The 16788-nt window shown below is 35.9% G+C and carries 13 protein-coding genes; 4 read left to right on the top strand and 9 right to left on the bottom strand.

The window, feature by feature from the left end:
* Nucleotides 1-177 precede the first annotated feature (177 nt).
* Both AC0L7T_RS10455 and AC0L7T_RS10450 read left to right on the top strand, forming a co-directional pair.
* A complete protein-coding gene (locus AC0L7T_RS10455) occupies nucleotides 178-930 on the top strand; it encodes an acyl-CoA desaturase (RefSeq protein ID WP_473342545.1) in 753 nt (250 codons plus the stop codon).
* A gap of 346 nt (nucleotides 931-1276) precedes the next feature.
* Entirely contained in the window at nucleotides 1277-1645 is a 369-nt protein-coding gene (locus AC0L7T_RS10450; protein WP_473342544.1) for a BlaI/MecI/CopY family transcriptional regulator, read from the top strand.
* A 151-nt stretch (nucleotides 1646-1796) separates the two neighbouring features.
* Here AC0L7T_RS10450 and AC0L7T_RS10445 read toward each other — a convergent pair whose 3' ends face one another.
* The 6 genes from AC0L7T_RS10445 to AC0L7T_RS10420 form a co-directional block, all read right to left on the bottom strand.
* Entirely contained in the window at nucleotides 1797-3200 is a 1404-nt protein-coding gene (locus AC0L7T_RS10445) for a UDP-glucose 6-dehydrogenase (RefSeq protein ID WP_473342543.1), read from the bottom strand.
* 689 nt (nucleotides 3201-3889) lie between these two features.
* Nucleotides 3890-4645 carry a 3'(2'),5'-bisphosphate nucleotidase CysQ gene (gene cysQ / locus AC0L7T_RS10440; protein ID WP_473342542.1) on the bottom strand — a complete coding sequence of 252 codons (756 nt, stop codon included), beginning with the start codon at nucleotides 4643-4645 and terminating at the stop codon, nucleotides 3890-3892.
* Between the two features lie 130 nt (nucleotides 4646-4775).
* Nucleotides 4776-6035, bottom strand: coding sequence for a sulfate adenylyltransferase subunit CysN (cysN, locus tag AC0L7T_RS10435; RefSeq protein WP_473342540.1), 1260 nt, complete (start codon nucleotides 6033-6035; stop codon nucleotides 4776-4778).
* Nucleotides 6036-6181: 146 nt separating this feature from the next.
* Entirely contained in the window at nucleotides 6182-7087 is a 906-nt protein-coding gene (gene cysD, locus AC0L7T_RS10430) for a sulfate adenylyltransferase subunit CysD (RefSeq protein WP_473342539.1), read from the bottom strand.
* A 1-nt stretch (nucleotide 7088) separates the two neighbouring features.
* Complete coding sequence (gene cysC, locus AC0L7T_RS10425; RefSeq protein ID WP_473342538.1) at nucleotides 7089-7682, bottom strand: adenylyl-sulfate kinase; 594 nt, start codon at nucleotides 7680-7682, stop codon at nucleotides 7089-7091.
* Nucleotides 7683-7718: 36 nt separating this feature from the next.
* A complete protein-coding gene (locus AC0L7T_RS10420; protein ID WP_473342537.1) occupies nucleotides 7719-9476 on the bottom strand; it encodes an SLC13 family permease in 1758 nt (585 codons plus the stop codon).
* 599 nt (nucleotides 9477-10075) lie between these two features.
* Between AC0L7T_RS10420 and AC0L7T_RS10415 the strand changes: the two genes are divergently transcribed.
* Entirely contained in the window at nucleotides 10076-11023 is a 948-nt protein-coding gene (locus AC0L7T_RS10415) for a metallophosphoesterase (protein ID WP_473342536.1), read from the top strand.
* 145 nt (nucleotides 11024-11168) lie between these two features.
* A complete protein-coding gene (locus AC0L7T_RS10410) occupies nucleotides 11169-13070 on the top strand; it encodes a beta-N-acetylhexosaminidase (RefSeq protein ID WP_473342535.1) in 1902 nt (633 codons plus the stop codon).
* Nucleotides 13071-13123: 53 nt separating this feature from the next.
* Here AC0L7T_RS10410 and AC0L7T_RS10405 read toward each other — a convergent pair whose 3' ends face one another.
* The 3 genes from AC0L7T_RS10405 to AC0L7T_RS10395 form a co-directional block, all read right to left on the bottom strand.
* Nucleotides 13124-13660, bottom strand: coding sequence for a CPBP family intramembrane glutamic endopeptidase (locus AC0L7T_RS10405; RefSeq protein WP_473342534.1), 537 nt, complete (start codon nucleotides 13658-13660; stop codon nucleotides 13124-13126).
* Nucleotides 13661-13818: 158 nt separating this feature from the next.
* Nucleotides 13819-14256 (bottom strand): OsmC family protein, encoded by a 438-nt coding sequence (locus tag AC0L7T_RS10400; RefSeq protein ID WP_473342533.1) that lies wholly within the window; start codon nucleotides 14254-14256, stop codon nucleotides 13819-13821.
* A 417-nt stretch (nucleotides 14257-14673) separates the two neighbouring features.
* Nucleotides 14674-16548, bottom strand: coding sequence for a TIGR00341 family protein (locus tag AC0L7T_RS10395; RefSeq protein WP_473342532.1), 1875 nt, complete (start codon nucleotides 16546-16548; stop codon nucleotides 14674-14676).
* Nucleotides 16549-16788: the final 240 nt, after the last annotated feature.

The raw sequence follows: 16788 nt of genomic DNA, 5'->3' as shown, positions 1-16788 counted from the left end.
GCCCTAAATGTATAATTTTCTTTTTAATAATTAAAATGAATACTCAAGTAGCCTAAAAACGATCAAAATCGGCCAGAAAACATGAATATAATCACCTTTTATAAAAAATTAGGTCAGGATTGCTTAATTAACGAAAATACGATTTAATTTTGCAAGCTATATCAAATTATATCTCAAGTGATTCTAATTGTTTTCTTTCTACTGCACTGGTATTTCTCCTTGTTTTGCCAAAGTTTTTTCCTACACAGGTATGCCGCCCACCAAATGTTCGTAATGAACAAATACTGGGAAAAATTCTTTTATGTTTTCACCTGGATGTGTCAAGGAAGCTCTTATCTTTCACCACGTGCCTATGCCATTCTACACAGGATGCACCATGCCTATAGCGATACTCCGTTAGATCCACATAGTCCACATCATACTGAAAACCTTTTTACCATGATGTGGAAAACCAAAAAGATCTACAATGAACACTTCTCCTTCAGGGCAAAACCAGAAGAAAGGTTTGTCAAAGATGTTCCTGATTGGAATAAATTTGATCGTTTTGCAGACACTATGGGAATTCGAATAGGATGGGTAATCGTATATGTCTTAATTTATGTGCTTAGTATTAGTGTATTTGACCTTCCAGGAACGCATTGGTGGATGTATTTTCTTTTACCAATTCATTTCATGATGGGCCCGGTTCACGGTGCGATAGTCAATTGGAGTGGTCACAAATACGGATATGCCAATTTTGATAATAATGACAAATCAAAAAATTCATTGATATTGGATTTCCTTATGCTTGGAGAGCTTTTCCAAAACAATCACCATAGACTACCTAAAAGAGTGAATTTTGCCGTAAAATGGTATGAATTTGACCCTACCTATCCTATTGTTAAACTACTTCATGCTACAGGAATAATCAAACTGAAATCTGCAAATTAGTTTTTCGATCAATTTAAAAAAACTTGATCAAAAAGAGCTAAATATTTCATATTAGCACTATTTATCAATGAATAAATATCCCTTCCAATTGAGTTATTTTTTTTCCTCAAGGGATAAAAAAAATCGAGAAGTGACCAAGCCATCTTGAAATATTATCATTGGCTAATCCCTTATATTGCTAATTGTTGGTAAAAGCATATTGAACGTAACAAATTATTTAAAAAGCTGATCTGAACAGACATTTTCGAAAAATACCAAGGAAAACGTCATGTTTTTTTAAAAAAGTATTGCAATTAAAAAACTAAATGGTTAAGTTCATAAAAAATCACCTACAATTATAATCAATATGAGAGAACTAACAAGAGCAGAAGAGCAGATAATGCAGATTCTATGGGACATCGAGAAAGGGTTTGTCAAAGATGTCCTGGAAAAAATGACCGCTCCAAAACCAGCGTACAATACCGTTTCGACTATAATACGTATTTTGGAAAGAAAGGGTTTTGTAAAGCACAAAGCATATGGAAAATCGCACGAATATTATCCGATAGTCTCTAAAGACGAATACAGAAGTTTTACGATTAAAAATTTATTGACAGGATATTTTAGTGGTTCTTTCGCCAATCTGGCCTCCTTTTTCGCCAAAGATGAACAATTAGATATCAAAGCTTTGGAAAAAATTATGGATGAAGTAAAAGATGACGTTAAAGAAGACTGATCTATAATAGCTAACTCTACAAAACCAAAATATAAAAAAGGTGAACGATTTCTCGTTCACCTTTTTTATTTATAACTCGGATGATGTTCAAAGGGATTTGTAAAATTTTGTCCCATTGGTTTTTCAAAACTGGTAAAACCTGATGGTATTACTAATTGTCATCTGAAGTACCAATCGAATGTACCTGAAAACCTATATTTTTTAGGGCCTTCTTGTCCATTATATTTCTTCCATCAAAAACATGCGCCGGTTTTAGCATATTGTCATAAATTTTTTGCCAATCGTAGGTTTTAAATTCATCCCATTCAGTAAGAACAGCAATGGCATGTGCACCATTACATACCTCATAAGGATCATTTACTACTTTTAATGACTCCTTATTCTCTTCTGAACTACGGCTCCCTAAATAATCCAGGTCAGAATATATTTGTTGTTCAGTCACTTTAGGATCAAAAACAGATACTTTTGATTGTTCATTTAAAAGATGATCTGCTACATAAATAGCGGCAGATTCCCGGGTATCATTGGTGTCCTTCTTAAAGGCCCAACCCAAAAATGCTATTTTTTTACCACTTACGGTATTGTATAAATTTTTGATAATTTTTTTTGCAAATCGTTTTTTCTGGTGATCATTCATGATAATCACCTGCTCCCAATAATCGGCAACCTCATCAAGTCCATATGAACGTGAAATATAAACAAGATTCAAGATATCTTTTTGGAAGCAAGAACCACCAAAACCTACTGATGCTTTAAGAAACTTAGGTCCTATTCTAGAATCAGTTCCAATTGCTCTTGATACTTCATTCACATCTGCTTCGGTATGTTCACAAAGCTCTGAAAGAGAATTGATAGACGAGACTCGTTGCGCAAGAAAAGCATTAGCAGTCAATTTAGATAACTCTGAAGACCATACATTAGTGGTAAGTATTCTCTCTCTCGGTACCCATCTCGCATACACTTCCACCAAGGAATTAATTGCACTCAGCCCCTCTTCAGATTGGTCGCCACCGATTAGCACCCTGTCTGGGGCCATTAAATCTTCTACGGCTGTTCCTTCAGCTAAAAATTCAGGATTGGAAAGAATTTGAAAGCTAATGCCATTCCCTGTATGCTCCAATATATCTTTTAAAGCACTAGCAGTTCGTACAGGTAGCGTAGATTTCTCTACAACTATTTTTTTCTCTTTTGCTACTCTGGCAATTTGCCTCGCACAAAGTTCAATCCACTTTAAATCTGCTGCCTGTCCTTTTCCTTCACCATATGTTTTTGTAGGTGTATTTACGGAAATAAAGATCATTTGAGCCTCATCAATTGCCTTGTCTACATCAGTAGAGAAAAACAAATTCCGACCTCTTGCCTCAGCTACTACCTGAGGTAAACCTGGCTCATATACTGGTATATTTTCAACATTCTCATCGTTCCATGCTGCAATACGTGCCTCATTGATATCTACCACAGTAACTTTAATATCTGGACATTTTTTTGCTATTACGGCCATTGTTGGACCTCCAACATAACCTGCACCAATACAACAAATATTCTGGACTTTCATTTCTTATAGTTTAAAACATTTATAAAATCAGGGTGAACCTCATCTTACCCTTTTACTCTACTAATTAAAAATTTTACTAAAATACTAAAATTTAAATTCGATATGCTTAATCTTTGAATTCGTTTCATCATGAATTTGTTAAAGACTTAAAACGGTAAGACAAGGACTTTTAACTAAATAATCTTTATTAAATAATGCAATACCAAGCTTCTGAGCAAAAATAAACATTTCTTTTGGTTTAACTTTAGATATAAACCCATGCTCAATAGTCAATAATCTTCTGCAAATTGTGGAAATATTAACTCCCTCAAAAAGAAAGCTTAAATAAAGAGGTGAATCCACAGGTCTATTTAACAAAAATACGTTAATACAAGATAATGCCCAAGCTATAAAAAATAAAACAAGAATTAGTCCAATAAACATAGTTAATATCGCTGCTTTAATGTCACATTTAAACAAATTATTTGGTTAATTTCTGGGCTTATAAAACAACCTGAAAACTGGAATAAAGAGTTAAAACCATGCAATCGCTTGAATATTTGGTAAATATATTATTAATTTTTATAAGTTTCCAATAAATTTTAAATAATTGGCAAACAAACGATTATATACTATAATATTTATTTCACCATTAAAAAATTGCACTTCATGTCAAGATAAATCAATTATTTGATTTTTAGGCTATGGAACTAAGAAGCAATAAACCAGGGATTCAAAAGGTCTTCTTTGTTATAATCAAGTGGCTCATTAACGGTTACTTTCTTTATTTCATACCCTAAAGCGCTTAAGATAGCATGAGCAGCGGCAGTATCCCATTCCATGGTTGGAGCGAAACGAGGATAAAGCTGCGCCTTATTATCAGCCAAAAGCATAAACTTGAGGGAAGACCCCATACTAATTACTTCAGCACCAGGATACTGATCAATAACTTCCTGCGTTTCTACACTCAAATGTGAACGGGAAGCTACAATCGTTTGCACTAATGTGTCCCCCTTCTCCAAAAGCTTTATAGGCTCGCTAGTTCCATTGGCTTTCCAAGCACCTTCACTATTACCCCAATACATAATATCCAAAACAGGGGCATATACTACCCCCATAACAGGTGATCCATTATGGATGAGTGCTATATTGACGGTAAACTCTCCGTTCTTTTTAACAAACTCTTTTGTACCGTCCAATGGGTCTACCATCCAGAAAAAATCCCAATTTTTTCTTTCATTATAAGGAATACTTTTACCTTCCTCCGAAAGTATAGGCAATTGGGTGTCCAATAGGTACTCAGCGATTTTCTGATGTGCCGCTAAGTCTGCTTTGGTAAGTGGTGAATCGTCCTTCTTATATTCAAGGCCTAAGTCAGCACTTTCATAAATTTTAAGTATCTCCAAACCTGCAGCTTTTGCTGCAGTTAGGGCAATTTCGGTAAGGTGTTTTTCGTCAATTTGCATGAAATTCCAATAAAAACTAAACTATCTTCGATTAATTATTCTGTCAATAAACAAAAAACATTATCCGTTAACAACAACGGATAATGTTTCAATTTATATGGCAATCAGGTATTTAAATTAAAAATAAACATTAAATCACCATTCCTGCAGCTACCGTTTCATTGGTATTTGGATCAATTAAAATAATTGAGCCTGTTTGCCTGTTTTTTCTATATGGATCAAAAAACAAAGGTTTAGAAGACCGTATACTAATTCTAGCAATATCATTCATCCCTATTTGATCCACTCCTTCTTCCCTATGAAGGGTATTGACATTTACCCTGTAAAGAATTTCTTTTACCATTACCTGACATTCCTGGGTAGTATGCTTTAGTAAAAATTTGGTCCTTCCCATTAAAGGTTGGGTACTCATCCAGCAAATCATGACATTGATATCTTGGGACACGTTAGGCATATTATTGGGCCTTACCAACATGTCACCTCTACTGATATCCAACTCATCCTCCAAGGTCATGGTTACCGACATAGGAGAAAAGGCCTCTTCAATTGGTTTTCCATCTAACTCTATGCTTTTAATTTTAGAGGTAAATCCGGTAGGTAAAACTTTCACTTCATCCCCAGATTTAAAGATCCCTCCTTCAATTCTACCAGCGTAACCTCTGAAATCCTGGTGCTCATGTGTATGAGGACGAATCACCATTTGCACAGGGAAACGGCAATCGATATGATTGAAATCGGACGCAATGTGAACATTCTCTAAAAGGTAGAGTAAAGTAGGTCCCTCATACCATTTCATACTGGTAGACCTGTCCACCACATTGTCTCCATTAAGTGCGGAAATCGGAACAAAATGAATGTCTTTGATTTCCATTTTGCTGGCAAAGTCTTTGTAATTTTTTACGATTTCCTGGTAAACCTCCTCATCATAATCTACCAAATCCATTTTATTAACACATACAATTACATGTGGTATTTTCAATAGGGAAGCGATAAAGCTATGCCTGAAAGTTTGTTCCAACAAACCTTTTCTTGCATCAATCAAAATTATTGCAAGGTTTGCAGTTGAGGCTCCCGTCACCATATTTCTGGTGTACTGAATATGGCCCGGAGTATCTGCAATTATAAATTTTCGCTTAGGGGTAGCAAAATACCTGTAAGCCACATCAATAGTAATCCCTTGTTCTCTTTCAGATTTCAAACCATCTGTGAGCAAAGAAAGATCTACATAATCAAATCCTTTTTTTTCACTAGAAGTTTTAACCGCTTCAATCTGATCTTCAAAAATAGATTTCGAATCATAAAGCAATCTACCTATCAAGGTACTTTTTCCATCATCAACAGATCCCGCAGTGGTAAATCTTAACAATTGATTGGTTTCCTGTATGCTCATATTGTATGTATACTATTTCACTAGAATTATTTATAAATCTCAAAATTGCCGCAAATTTTAATAATTAAATTAGAACACTAAAAAGTGTTGATTTATTTATCAAAAGCATATCCTTTAATCGGCTGGGATATATGGTCTATTTGTTCCTAAAAATAACCACTTTTTTTCCTGTCTTCCATAGCTGTTTCTCCCCTTTTATCATCCGCTCGGGTACCTCTTTCTGTGGTCCTTGTGGTAGCCACTTCAGCAATGATTTTGTCAAGGTCATCCGCATCGGATTCAACAGCGCCTGTGATAGGCATATCCCCGCAGGTACGGTACCTTACCGTTAAATTCTTTATCTCTTCGTTCGGTTTTAATTGAACAAAATCCGATTTAGCAAGAATGACACCATCTCTCACCACACAATCTCTCTGATGAGAAAAATACAAGGAGGGCAATGCAATGTTTTGGGATTGAATGTATTGCCAAACGTCCATTTCTGTCCAGTTAGAAATGGGGAAAATTCTAAAATGTTCTCCCATATGCTTATTACCGTTGAAAAGATTCCACAATTCTGGCCTTTGGTTTTTAGGATCCCATTGTCCAAACTCATCTCTGTGAGAGAAAAATCGTTCTTTCGCACGGGCTTTTTCTTCGTCTCTTCTGGCACCTCCCATAGCGGCGTCTATCTTGTTTTCCTCTAGGGTGTCTAGCAAAGTGACCGTCTGCAATGCATTCCTGCTTGCATTTGCTCCAGTCTCTTCTCTTACTTTACCATCATCTATACTCTTTTGAACCGAGCCAACAATAAGTTGTACTCCAAGCTCTTTCACCAATTCATCTCTGAAGGCAATTGTTTCAGGGAAATTATGTCCTGTATCAATATGAATCAATGGAAAGGGGATTCTGGAAGGATAAAAAGCTTTTCTGGATAAATGAGCCAAAACGATGCTATCCTTACCCCCTGAAAATAACAAGGCTGGTTTTTCAAATTGAGAAACAACTTCTCTAATAACAAAAATTGCTTCTGCCTCTAACTCCTCCAGATGGGATAAATAGTATTGTGTCATATCAAATTTTTATTTTTTTATCTATTTTTTGTACCAATCTTACTACTGCCTCTTCCATTTTTTCCTCAGCAGTATGAACCACTGCAAATGGGGACTCTGGTGGCTCATAGGGTGAGCCTATGCCAGTAAAATCCTTGATCAGACCTTGTCTTGCTTTCTTGTACAGGCCTTTGACGTCTCGTTCTTCACATATTTCTAAAGGGCAATCAAGATAAACTTCAAGGAAATTTTCTTCTCCAACCAATTCCCTAATCATTTCTCTATCAGAAATGAACGGTGATATGAATGCAGATATTACAATTAATCCTGCATCTAACATTAAATTGGCCACCTCTCCTATCCTTCGGATATTTTCTACCCTGTCCGCATTGCTGAATGTCAAATCTTTATTTAATCCCGTCCTGACATTATCTCCATCCAAAAGGTAGGTATGATATCCCATTCTGTAAAGCGCATCCTCTGTAGCATTTGCTAAAGTTGATTTCCCAGAACCTGATAGACCCGTATACCAAATCAATTTCGGCTGCTGACAAAGTGCTTTTTTTCGGTGTTCTCCTTTTACTTTAAATACTGACGGATGAATATTTTCACGCATTTATAAATGAATTTTACTTTACACTTTTTTTAAAAATTATAGGTAATACCAATTAATAAAACACAATACCACAACAGAATAAATCAATGTAAGTGGAAAGCCAATAATAAAATAATCTCTAAATTTATAATTCCCAGGGCCCATTACCATCAAATTGGTTTGGTAACCTATGGGAGTCATAAAATCTCCTGATGCAGCAAAAGCTATTGCTACGAAAAAAGGCGTCAAGGGTTGATTTAGTTGATTTCCCAACTCCAATGCAATTGGAAACATTATTGACACCGCTGCTGCATTGGTAATTAAACTGGTTAAAATCAATGTCATGACAAACAATAACACCAAGGCAACCATCACGCCCGACCCTTCTGTCATATGAATCAATAGCTCCACCAATACACTGGCCGCACCTGATTTATTTAACGCCAAGCCCAAAGAAAGCGAACAAACAAGAATCAATAATAGATCCAAATCAACGGCTTTCTTTAAAGTTTTCAAATTTAACACTTTAAATAGATACAAGGTAAGAATTCCTGCAAAAGCTGCTATAAAAAGATCTATCCACCCAATAATGCCAGTAAATAACACTGCCAAAGCCAATAATGAAGGCAACCTTTTTAGGTTTCCTCTATCTGTACTTATTTCTCCCCTTAGGGTAACAATGATCAAATCCTTGTAATAATCATTGCGATTGTGGTCTTTACCAGTCAACATTAGGAAAAGATCTCCTGCATGCACCCGTGTTTCACTAATATTTCCTTTTAATTGGGTACCATTGCGATGTATGGAAATAATGGAGCCTTGATATTTATTCCTAAAATCACTGTCTTTTACTTTTAAACCTATCAAGGAGGAGGAAGTAGGAACCACTGCCTCTGTCAACTGAAAGAAACCATAATTGGACACATGGCCATCTTCAGGTAAGCTCAAACCGTTTTCCTCCTGAATAAGCTTTAAAATAGCTTCAGAGTTTCCTGCAAAAAAGAGTTTGTCTCCTTCCTGTAAAATTTCATTTGGGCCTACAGGAGAAATCTCATTTTTCCCTCTTCTGATTTCGGCGAGAAAAACCTCTTTAAGTTGTCTTAATCCGGCCTCCTTAACCGTTTTATCATGCATTTTGGAACCAATGGGTAAATAGGTTTCCACCAAATATTCATTCAGGTGATCGATTACTTCACTTTTATTTTCCTCCCTTGAAGGCAATAAGTAATTGGAAGCAATACTTAAATAAATCATCCCAATGGTAGCCACCAAAATACCCAAATAAAGAAAATCCTCGAACCCTAACATGGGATAACCAAACTGGCTTATTAAGCCATTCAACACTAGATTTGTAGAGGTACCTACCACAGTGATCATCCCTCCTAAAATAGTGGAATAAGAAAGGGGAATTAGAAATTTTGAAGCCGGAACCTTATTGGTTTTGGTCCACTCCTTTACATAAGGAATCATGAAAGCCACAACCGGTGTATTGTTTAATATTGCTGAAAGGCTACTTACCAACAACATGAGCCTAAGTCTAAATGTCCCTGGCTTTAATTTTTGACTGAAAATTTTGAAAAAAAATCCAGTTCCTATATTCTGTTGGATACCTGAAGTCAAACCTATTAACAGAAAAATAACAATTATCTGTTTATTGGCCAACCCCATCAAAAACTCTTCAGGGCTAATTATTTGCAATACAAGCAATAAAAATACAGCTCCCAAAAAAGCAAAAGAGGGCCTCAAAAGGTCCTTGTACAATACAATTACCAGAATGATTACTACCGATATCGTTATCAGACCAGAGGAGAACATAAAAATTTAAATTTGTTGATCATAACATCGCCTAACAGGCCACATATATCTATAGAAAAATTTGAAAAATCATTAACCTCACCGATATCCTTGGGTTTGGGAGGCATTTTTTTGTTATAAATGTTTTTAGTTTATTAAAAGTAGTGTACTTGTTATTCGGTAATCTAAATCCAATGAATACTCTTTTCTGAAGTAACCATTTCAAATGATGGGTGATTAAAACATAAAAGTAGTAGATCAGATATATAATTCAAAATTTTCAGATGATTATAAATCCCCTTTTGGTGACATATTAGCTTAATTCAAATTCTTCGAAAAAACAATACTCTTGCAAATTGATAGGGAAACTATGGTTTTACTTTGGGAAAGGCAAGAATTGTAATTAAATAATTGCAGGATGTTCTTTTTTCCAAAAGTAAAATCCCTTGAAAATATAATACTATTCACCCGTAATTTCTTTCAAAACAGCTTGAATATTTGGGAGAAACCTTAATTCTGAATAAAATAGAAGTTAACAACCAGTCTATTCCTTTCAATAAGCCTATGTTTTCAAATTACAATTTGTTTAAATTTAACTGCCAAATTATTATCTTTCGCCTATGAAAAAATCCTTATTTTTCCTTTTTGCTATCCTAACAAGTGCCATTTTATTTTCATGTTCAACCAAAGACGATGGTTCATTTAGTTTTATGGCAATAGGTGATGTCCCTTACCATCTTCCTGAAGATTTTGAAAGATTTGATCGCATGATCTCACAAATTAATGAGGCCAAACCCGCTTTCACAATTCATGTTGGTGACATTAAGTCTGGAAGTGTTCCATGTTCTGATGAATACTATGAAAAAATAAAAGGCTACTTCGACACTTTTGACGAAGCCTTGATCTATACACCAGGAGACAATGAATGGGCAGATTGTGATAGGGAGTCTTGCGGAAGCTATGATCCAGAAGAAAGGTTGGACAAATTAAGGCAATTGTTTTTCTCCAATAGCTTTAGCCAAGGACGTAAGCCCATTGAACTCTCAAGGCAAAATAAAATGGAAGGATTCGAAAAATTCCCTGAAAATTCCACATGGCAAAAATCCGGAGTGACATTTGGTACCTTACATGTTATAGGTTCTAACAATAACTTTCAAAGTGGCGCTGATGCAATAAACGATGAATTTTATGAAAGAGAATTGGCAAATAATTTTTGGTTAGAATCGCTTTTCAAAGCCGCAAAGAAAAACAAAAGCAAAGGCCTAGTCCTCATTTTACATGCTGGATTAAACTATAACAACAAAGATGAAACGAATGGGCATGCCAGTTTCGTTTCCTTGCTTAGGCAACAAGTGCAAGATTTTAATGAACCTGTGCTACTTTTATATGGGGACCACCACCATTTCATGATGGCCAAACCTTTAATAGATAAAAACGGTAAAACCATTACTAATTTTACCGCAGTTCAAGTATTTGGAGACCACGATATCCATTCAGTGAAAATTAAAGTTGAACCTGAAAACCCCAATTTATTTTTAATTGATCCTTTTTATATCGAAGGAAACTAATCAGACTTTATTTTTTCAAAACCTATTTCTGAGATATTCAAATCTAAAATTCGAATATTTTTATTTACATATTTAAGTTAATTAATTTTTTTATTTAACTTACCATACTTTTGCGTAAATATAAAGTATGAAAAATTGTTTCCCCATGGATAAATTCTTGATCGTAGCCAGCTTTTTGTTTGTTTTTTTTGCCTCAAACCTTAAAGCACAAACCCTAAAAATCATCCCTATGCCTGAATCCATTGAAATGGGTGATGGGCACTTGATATTAAAACAGGGAACCATCATTGTAGCGTTTAGTGACGAAAGTAGAAAATCGGCCTCAATTTTTAATGAGATGCTAGCCGCCAAAGCTGGTTTTCGATTACCAATAAAAATAGCGACGACTCAAAGTGAAGTTTCTATAGTACTTGAGGAAATCCAATCACCAAAAAATGACGAGGAGTATTCATTGCATATTGATAGTAACCAGGTAAACATTAAAGGTTCCTCAAAAGGCATCTTCTATGGATTACAATCTCTTTTTCAATTAATAGAGATAAATGGTGGGCAGGTTTCCGTTCCACAATTAAAAATAACGGATGAACCGGCTTTTGGCTACCGCGGAATAATGCTCGATGTGTCAAGACATTTTTTCAGTACCGACCAGATCAAGAAAATACTTGATTTAATGGGCCAATTAAAATTAAACACCCTTCATTGGCACCTTACGGACGACCAAGGTTGGCGTTTGGAAATTAAAAAATATCCTAAACTCACCCAAGTAAGTGCTTGGAGGGACTCGACCATTATTGGTCAATACTATGATTTTAAACCATTTATATATGACGGCAAAGCTCACGGAGGATTTTACACTCAGGAAGAAGCTAGAGATATAGTAAAATACGCTTCCGATAGGAAAATCACCGTAATTCCAGAAATAGAACTCCCAGGGCACAGTTCCGCAGTAATAGCTGCCTATCCAGAACTCGGTAGCTTCGATACTTTTGAGGGAATAGGGACAGGCAGTATCGCTGCAGTTAATGAAAGTGGTAAAGCATATGACAATGATATCAACCAGAATGTACCTGGCTATTGGGGCGTACATTATAATATTTTTGGACCTACCCCTGAGGCTTTTACCTTTTTGAAAGATGTACTTACTGAGGTAATGGAAGTTTTCCCAAGTGAATACATACACATTGGTGGAGATGAAGTACCGAAAGACCATTGGAAAACATCAGAAATTGCTCAAAATGTAATCAAGAAAGAAAAGCTGGCAGATGAACATGAACTTCAGAGTCATTTCATACATCAAATCGAATTGTTTCTCAATAAAAATAACAGGAAACTTATCGGATGGGATGAAATTCTCGAAGGAGGTTTAGCTCCAAATGCCACTGTAATGAGTTGGAGAGGAGAAAAAGGTGGAATTCAAGCAGCAAAAATGGGGCAGGATGTCATCATGACACCCAATAGCCATATGTATTTTGACCATAGTCAGGGGGCTGATAAAACAACAGAGCCATTGGCTATTGGTGGATTCCTGGCTTTAGAAAAGGTTTACAGTTATCATCCCATTCCGGAGGAACTTACAGATGATGAATCAAAACATGTTCTAGGAGTTCAAGCCAATTTATGGACTGAATACATTCCCACTAATAATAAATTGGAATATTTTCTATTCCCAAGAGCCCTAGCTTTGGCAGAAGTGGCTTGGAAAAAGAAGGAAAACAAGGACTTCAATTCATTTAGTTTAGAAAGGTTACCAGAGAGACTTCTAAGCCTTGAGGAAAAGGATGTTTTCTTTAGGATTCCTGAGGCTAAGGTAGAAATTAGCAAAGATGCAACAAGTGGTAGGCACCTTGTAAAAATACATCCGATGGTGGCCAATGCAAGCGTCTATTACACCTTTGATGGCCACAAAGCAGATCAAACAGCAATACTTTATACGGGCCCCATTTTAGCGCCTATTGCTGGGAAAGATCAAGGACCACTCACTCTTCGCTATGTTACGATCACACCGGGAGGCAGAAGTAGTAATGAATTTAGCCAAGCTGTGGAATAGATATGCTTCAATAATTAAATGGGTTATTTTTAAGGCTTTATAAAGCGGAATATTTAGGATTTCTTTATGGCTATCCAATAAAGTAAAATTGCATCAAAAACAGCATGAGCTACCATTGCTGAGAAAATCCCGCATTTCTCAAAAAGGTAGCCTAAAACTGCTATGAATAGAATCATAGCGGTCCCATACACACTTATTCTCCAATTCCAGGGATTGAGGTATCCGTGAATTAACACAAAAAGAACGGAAGTCACCCAAAGACCAAGCAAAGGTTGGATTCCAGCTCTAAATAAAAGCTCCTCTCCCACTCCAGCACAAATGGAAATAAAAATGACCCCTTCTATTGTCCATGGCCAGGTATTGATGAGTTGATTGTACTTTTGCTTTTCCTCTCTAAAAAATGGTGCATTGATAATTTTCAGGGCAATAAATGCGCCCATAATTCCTGACAATAGCCCCGCTAGAAATTGGTTAAGTATTGACCAATTTCCCCTAAATAATGTCACAAAGGTAGTTTGTTGAAAAAAATAAACCAAGAAAAGTCCTGCCAAACCAAATCCAAGAAGGGTGATCCACCCCAGTAATGACATTTTTTTATTCATATACTTACTTCTAACCCGAAACATGTGATATCAATCCTGTTTAGTGGAGCAACCTCTTCAAAATCCGGGTCTTAAAAAAAAGAAATAAAAAAGTACCAAAAAATCATCTTTGGTACTTTCTAAACGATAGCTTATTCCCAAAGGGATTAAGCATTAAATGTAATATTCAAGGAAATTGGTACTGAACTCAAGGCTTGACTTATCGGACAGCCCTCCTTAGCGGCGTTGGCCAATTCTGTGAATTGCTTCTCATCCATCCCTGGTACTTTTCCAGTTAGGTTCAACACAATGCCAGTTATAGCAAATCCTGCATCCCCTTTTTCTATGGTAACTGTAGCGGTAGTATTTAATTCCTCTGCTTCCAAATCCGCACCTGCGATCTGAAAACTTAACGCCATGTTAAAACAACCGGCATGAGCGGCTGCAATCATTTCTTCTGGATTAGTTCCCTTCGTTCCATCCTCATTTTCAAATCTTGTCTTGAAACTATAAGGTGATTTGTCAAAAAATCCACTTGGTGAAGATAGGGTTCCACTTCCTTCTTTCCCGGAGCCTTTCCAAATTGCTGTTGCTTTTCTTTTCATCTTTTTAGGTATTGTTTGGTTTAAAGTTTGTTCTTGAATTTCAATATTCAATGTATTCATAATCTGTCAAAAATACTAAAACTATTGCCCCATGGACTTCAGTTCAATTGCATCTATTTAAACATACAAAAAGAATGCCTTAGCACAATCAAAAATTATCCTCAAATTTTTAGGTATAATGATGTGATGAAAATACTTTAGCCATTTAAAGCTCCAAACTCTTTAACCTTAAATAAGAGTTAAACCATTTCCATATTTACAAATTCACTTAAAAAACCAATCTTTTATTTTTCTTTTTCAAGGTTCCACAATGATGCTTTAGCACTGAAATAGGGTAATTAAATTACCTGATCTATTTGTGATTACAAGTCCATTTTAGTCTCCATTCGATGCCTGATGACCTGTAAACCATTAAAATCAATCGACCTTCATGGCTACCGTCACCTCCAACTCTACCTTATCCCCCACAATCCGTTCAATATCTTTCTTTATAATTTTTAATTGGCTTTTATCCAGGGTTCCATCTGCTACAATTTTCACAGTTAGTCTTATGGGCTCAATATTTCGAACAGAAATATCCCTCAAAATAACGCCATTGGCTGTGTACCCATTTAATTTGGATATGATGTTGTTTTCTCTCACCATGTCCATAAAACCAAAAAACAATGGGAGACTTACCAAACAAACAACTATCAATGAATATATAATCCCGCGTCTTGCAAGCCTGAATGGGCTAAATCCCAGAAACAAAAAGGTTATTGCTGCAGCCATTACCATTCCAGCAAGGTTAGTTAAAAATAAAAGAAAAGCCCCTTGGAAAATATCCCAGTCCAACCATCCTAAGCCTATGCCAGATACCGCTAAAGGAGGCACCAAGGCTACAGCAATGGCCACCCCTGCCAGTGTTTTGGATATTTCTGATTTTGCGCTGGCATATGCCCCAGCTATACCAGAGCCAACAGCAATTCCTAAATCCAATAAATTAGGTCTTACTCTTGATAAAATTTCATCATTGGCAATATTCAATGGGGTAAGCCATGTGATGAATATGGCACATATATACCCCAACAAAACACCCCATCCTATGGTCTTTGAACTATTTAGGATTAAGGTTCGGTCCTGTCTCAATACTCCCATGGAAAGCGAAATAATGGGGGCCATTAGAGGGGCTAGAATCATAGCCCCAATAATTACAGGGGCTGAGTTGCCAAAAAGCCCAAAAGTGGCAATCAAGGTAGCCAAAAACATCAATACAAGGTACACACTTGAAGTGATGGAGCTGGACCTTAAATTGGAAAACAAATCTTTGAATTCCTCAGTTGTTGCATGATTTATAAGCGGAAGTTTCCTTTTTAACAATTCATCTCTTGCATCTCCTCGGGGCAAGGCTTCAACTTTGAACACATCATCAGTTCCTCCTTTATTGTCCATGTTTAACTTTTGTCCAGGCACCATATTTAAGGCTCCTTTACAAATTTCAACTTTTAATTCCTCAGCAGACAACAATATGCCATCCTGAGAATAATCTATTGCTTTATCCCCAGTTATGGTTATTGATGAAGTTTTGATATGAGCGGCAAAAGGAGGTAAATTTGTATCGCCTTTTTTTCTAAATAAACTATTGAGAACAAACCAGAATAAACCACTAATACTTTTGGGCGCTAAAATAAAAGCATGCAGTTTCCCATCATTTATGACAGAATGCTCTAGAATTCTTTTGCTTAGAAGGCTACTCTGAGCATGATGTACGATAATTAAACCTATGGCTGCAGTGTTAATTTCTTCCTGATTACCTGCTTTAATTTTGAAACCATTTAACCTTGTGTTCCAAAAAAGCTTGAAAAAATAATGTGACCTTTGCCAAAATCTTTGCCAACCAAAACGGGCAACCGAACCACTCATTAAGCTCAATGATTCTCCGATCAGTATCGTATTAAAAACTGGAACCCCATTCGCTTCTAGAACATCTACTTTAGAAACTTTCTCATCAAGTAAAATATAAGCGATATTTTCTTCTATGCCAGTTTTAATTCCAAAACTCTTAATTCCATGAATCATTTCAGGGTGTGGCAATAGGGCCAATTCAAAGTTTCTTTCAAGGGCCACAATTAGAAAAGATTTTAGTTGTTCGTCAGAAAGGAAAGTAATTACCTGTTCGACTTCTTGAATTTTCTCATTTATGTCTTTAGAGAACGGAAAGATGGATTTTAAATTGGTCCCAAATGCGGGGACAATGGATTTTTGAACCTGCTCTTCTTCCTTACTATCGTAAATAAGTATTCTGCTTTTCATCAATTATCTCTTAGATTCATAGTAACAAATTCATGCCCAATAATTTATAGGTTATCCTAAAACAGATGCTGAAAAAGTTCGTAGGCCGATAACCATTTTTGCTTTTTGTTTGTATTTAAAAAATAATTCTCACCAATCTATTTAAAGAACCAGTAACAAAATTTATTTTTTAAAACCCACCTCTGGGTAAAGATAAAAAACCAAACCTGAGTTAGTTATTAAAAAGGTAAAAAATACTTC

It is taken from the genome of Cyclobacterium sp. 10D3-21 (assembly GCF_055809755.1).
Note: the sequence above shows the minus strand (reverse complement) of the source record. Positions and strands in the feature narration are given on the sequence as shown.

What these genes read in the sequence shown, in the direction of transcription:
- AC0L7T_RS10450 (WP_473342544.1), top strand. Translation starts at nt 1,277, where the DNA reads ATGAGAGAACTAACAAGAGCAGAAGAGCAGATAATGCAGATTCTATGG.
- AC0L7T_RS10445 (WP_473342543.1), bottom strand. Translation starts at nt 3,200, where the DNA reads ATGAAAGTCCAGAATATTTGTTGTATTGGTGCAGGTTATGTTGGAGGT.
- cysQ (WP_473342542.1), bottom strand. Translation starts at nt 4,645, where the DNA reads ATGCAAATTGACGAAAAACACCTTACCGAAATTGCCCTAACTGCAGCA.
- cysN (WP_473342540.1), bottom strand. Translation starts at nt 6,035, where the DNA reads ATGAGCATACAGGAAACCAATCAATTGTTAAGATTTACCACTGCGGGA.
- cysD (WP_473342539.1), bottom strand. Translation starts at nt 7,087, where the DNA reads ATGACACAATACTATTTATCCCATCTGGAGGAGTTAGAGGCAGAAGCA.
- cysC (WP_473342538.1), bottom strand. Translation starts at nt 7,682, where the DNA reads ATGCGTGAAAATATTCATCCGTCAGTATTTAAAGTAAAAGGAGAACAC.
- AC0L7T_RS10420 (WP_473342537.1), bottom strand. Translation starts at nt 9,476, where the DNA reads ATGTTCTCCTCTGGTCTGATAACGATATCGGTAGTAATCATTCTGGTA.
- AC0L7T_RS10415 (WP_473342536.1), top strand. Translation starts at nt 10,076, where the DNA reads ATGAAAAAATCCTTATTTTTCCTTTTTGCTATCCTAACAAGTGCCATT.
- AC0L7T_RS10410 (WP_473342535.1), top strand. Translation starts at nt 11,169, where the DNA reads ATGGATAAATTCTTGATCGTAGCCAGCTTTTTGTTTGTTTTTTTTGCC.
- AC0L7T_RS10405 (WP_473342534.1), bottom strand. Translation starts at nt 13,660, where the DNA reads ATGTCATTACTGGGGTGGATCACCCTTCTTGGATTTGGTTTGGCAGGA.
- AC0L7T_RS10400 (WP_473342533.1), bottom strand. Translation starts at nt 14,256, where the DNA reads ATGAAAAGAAAAGCAACAGCAATTTGGAAAGGCTCCGGGAAAGAAGGA.
- AC0L7T_RS10395 (WP_473342532.1), bottom strand. Translation starts at nt 16,548, where the DNA reads ATGAAAAGCAGAATACTTATTTACGATAGTAAGGAAGAAGAGCAGGTT.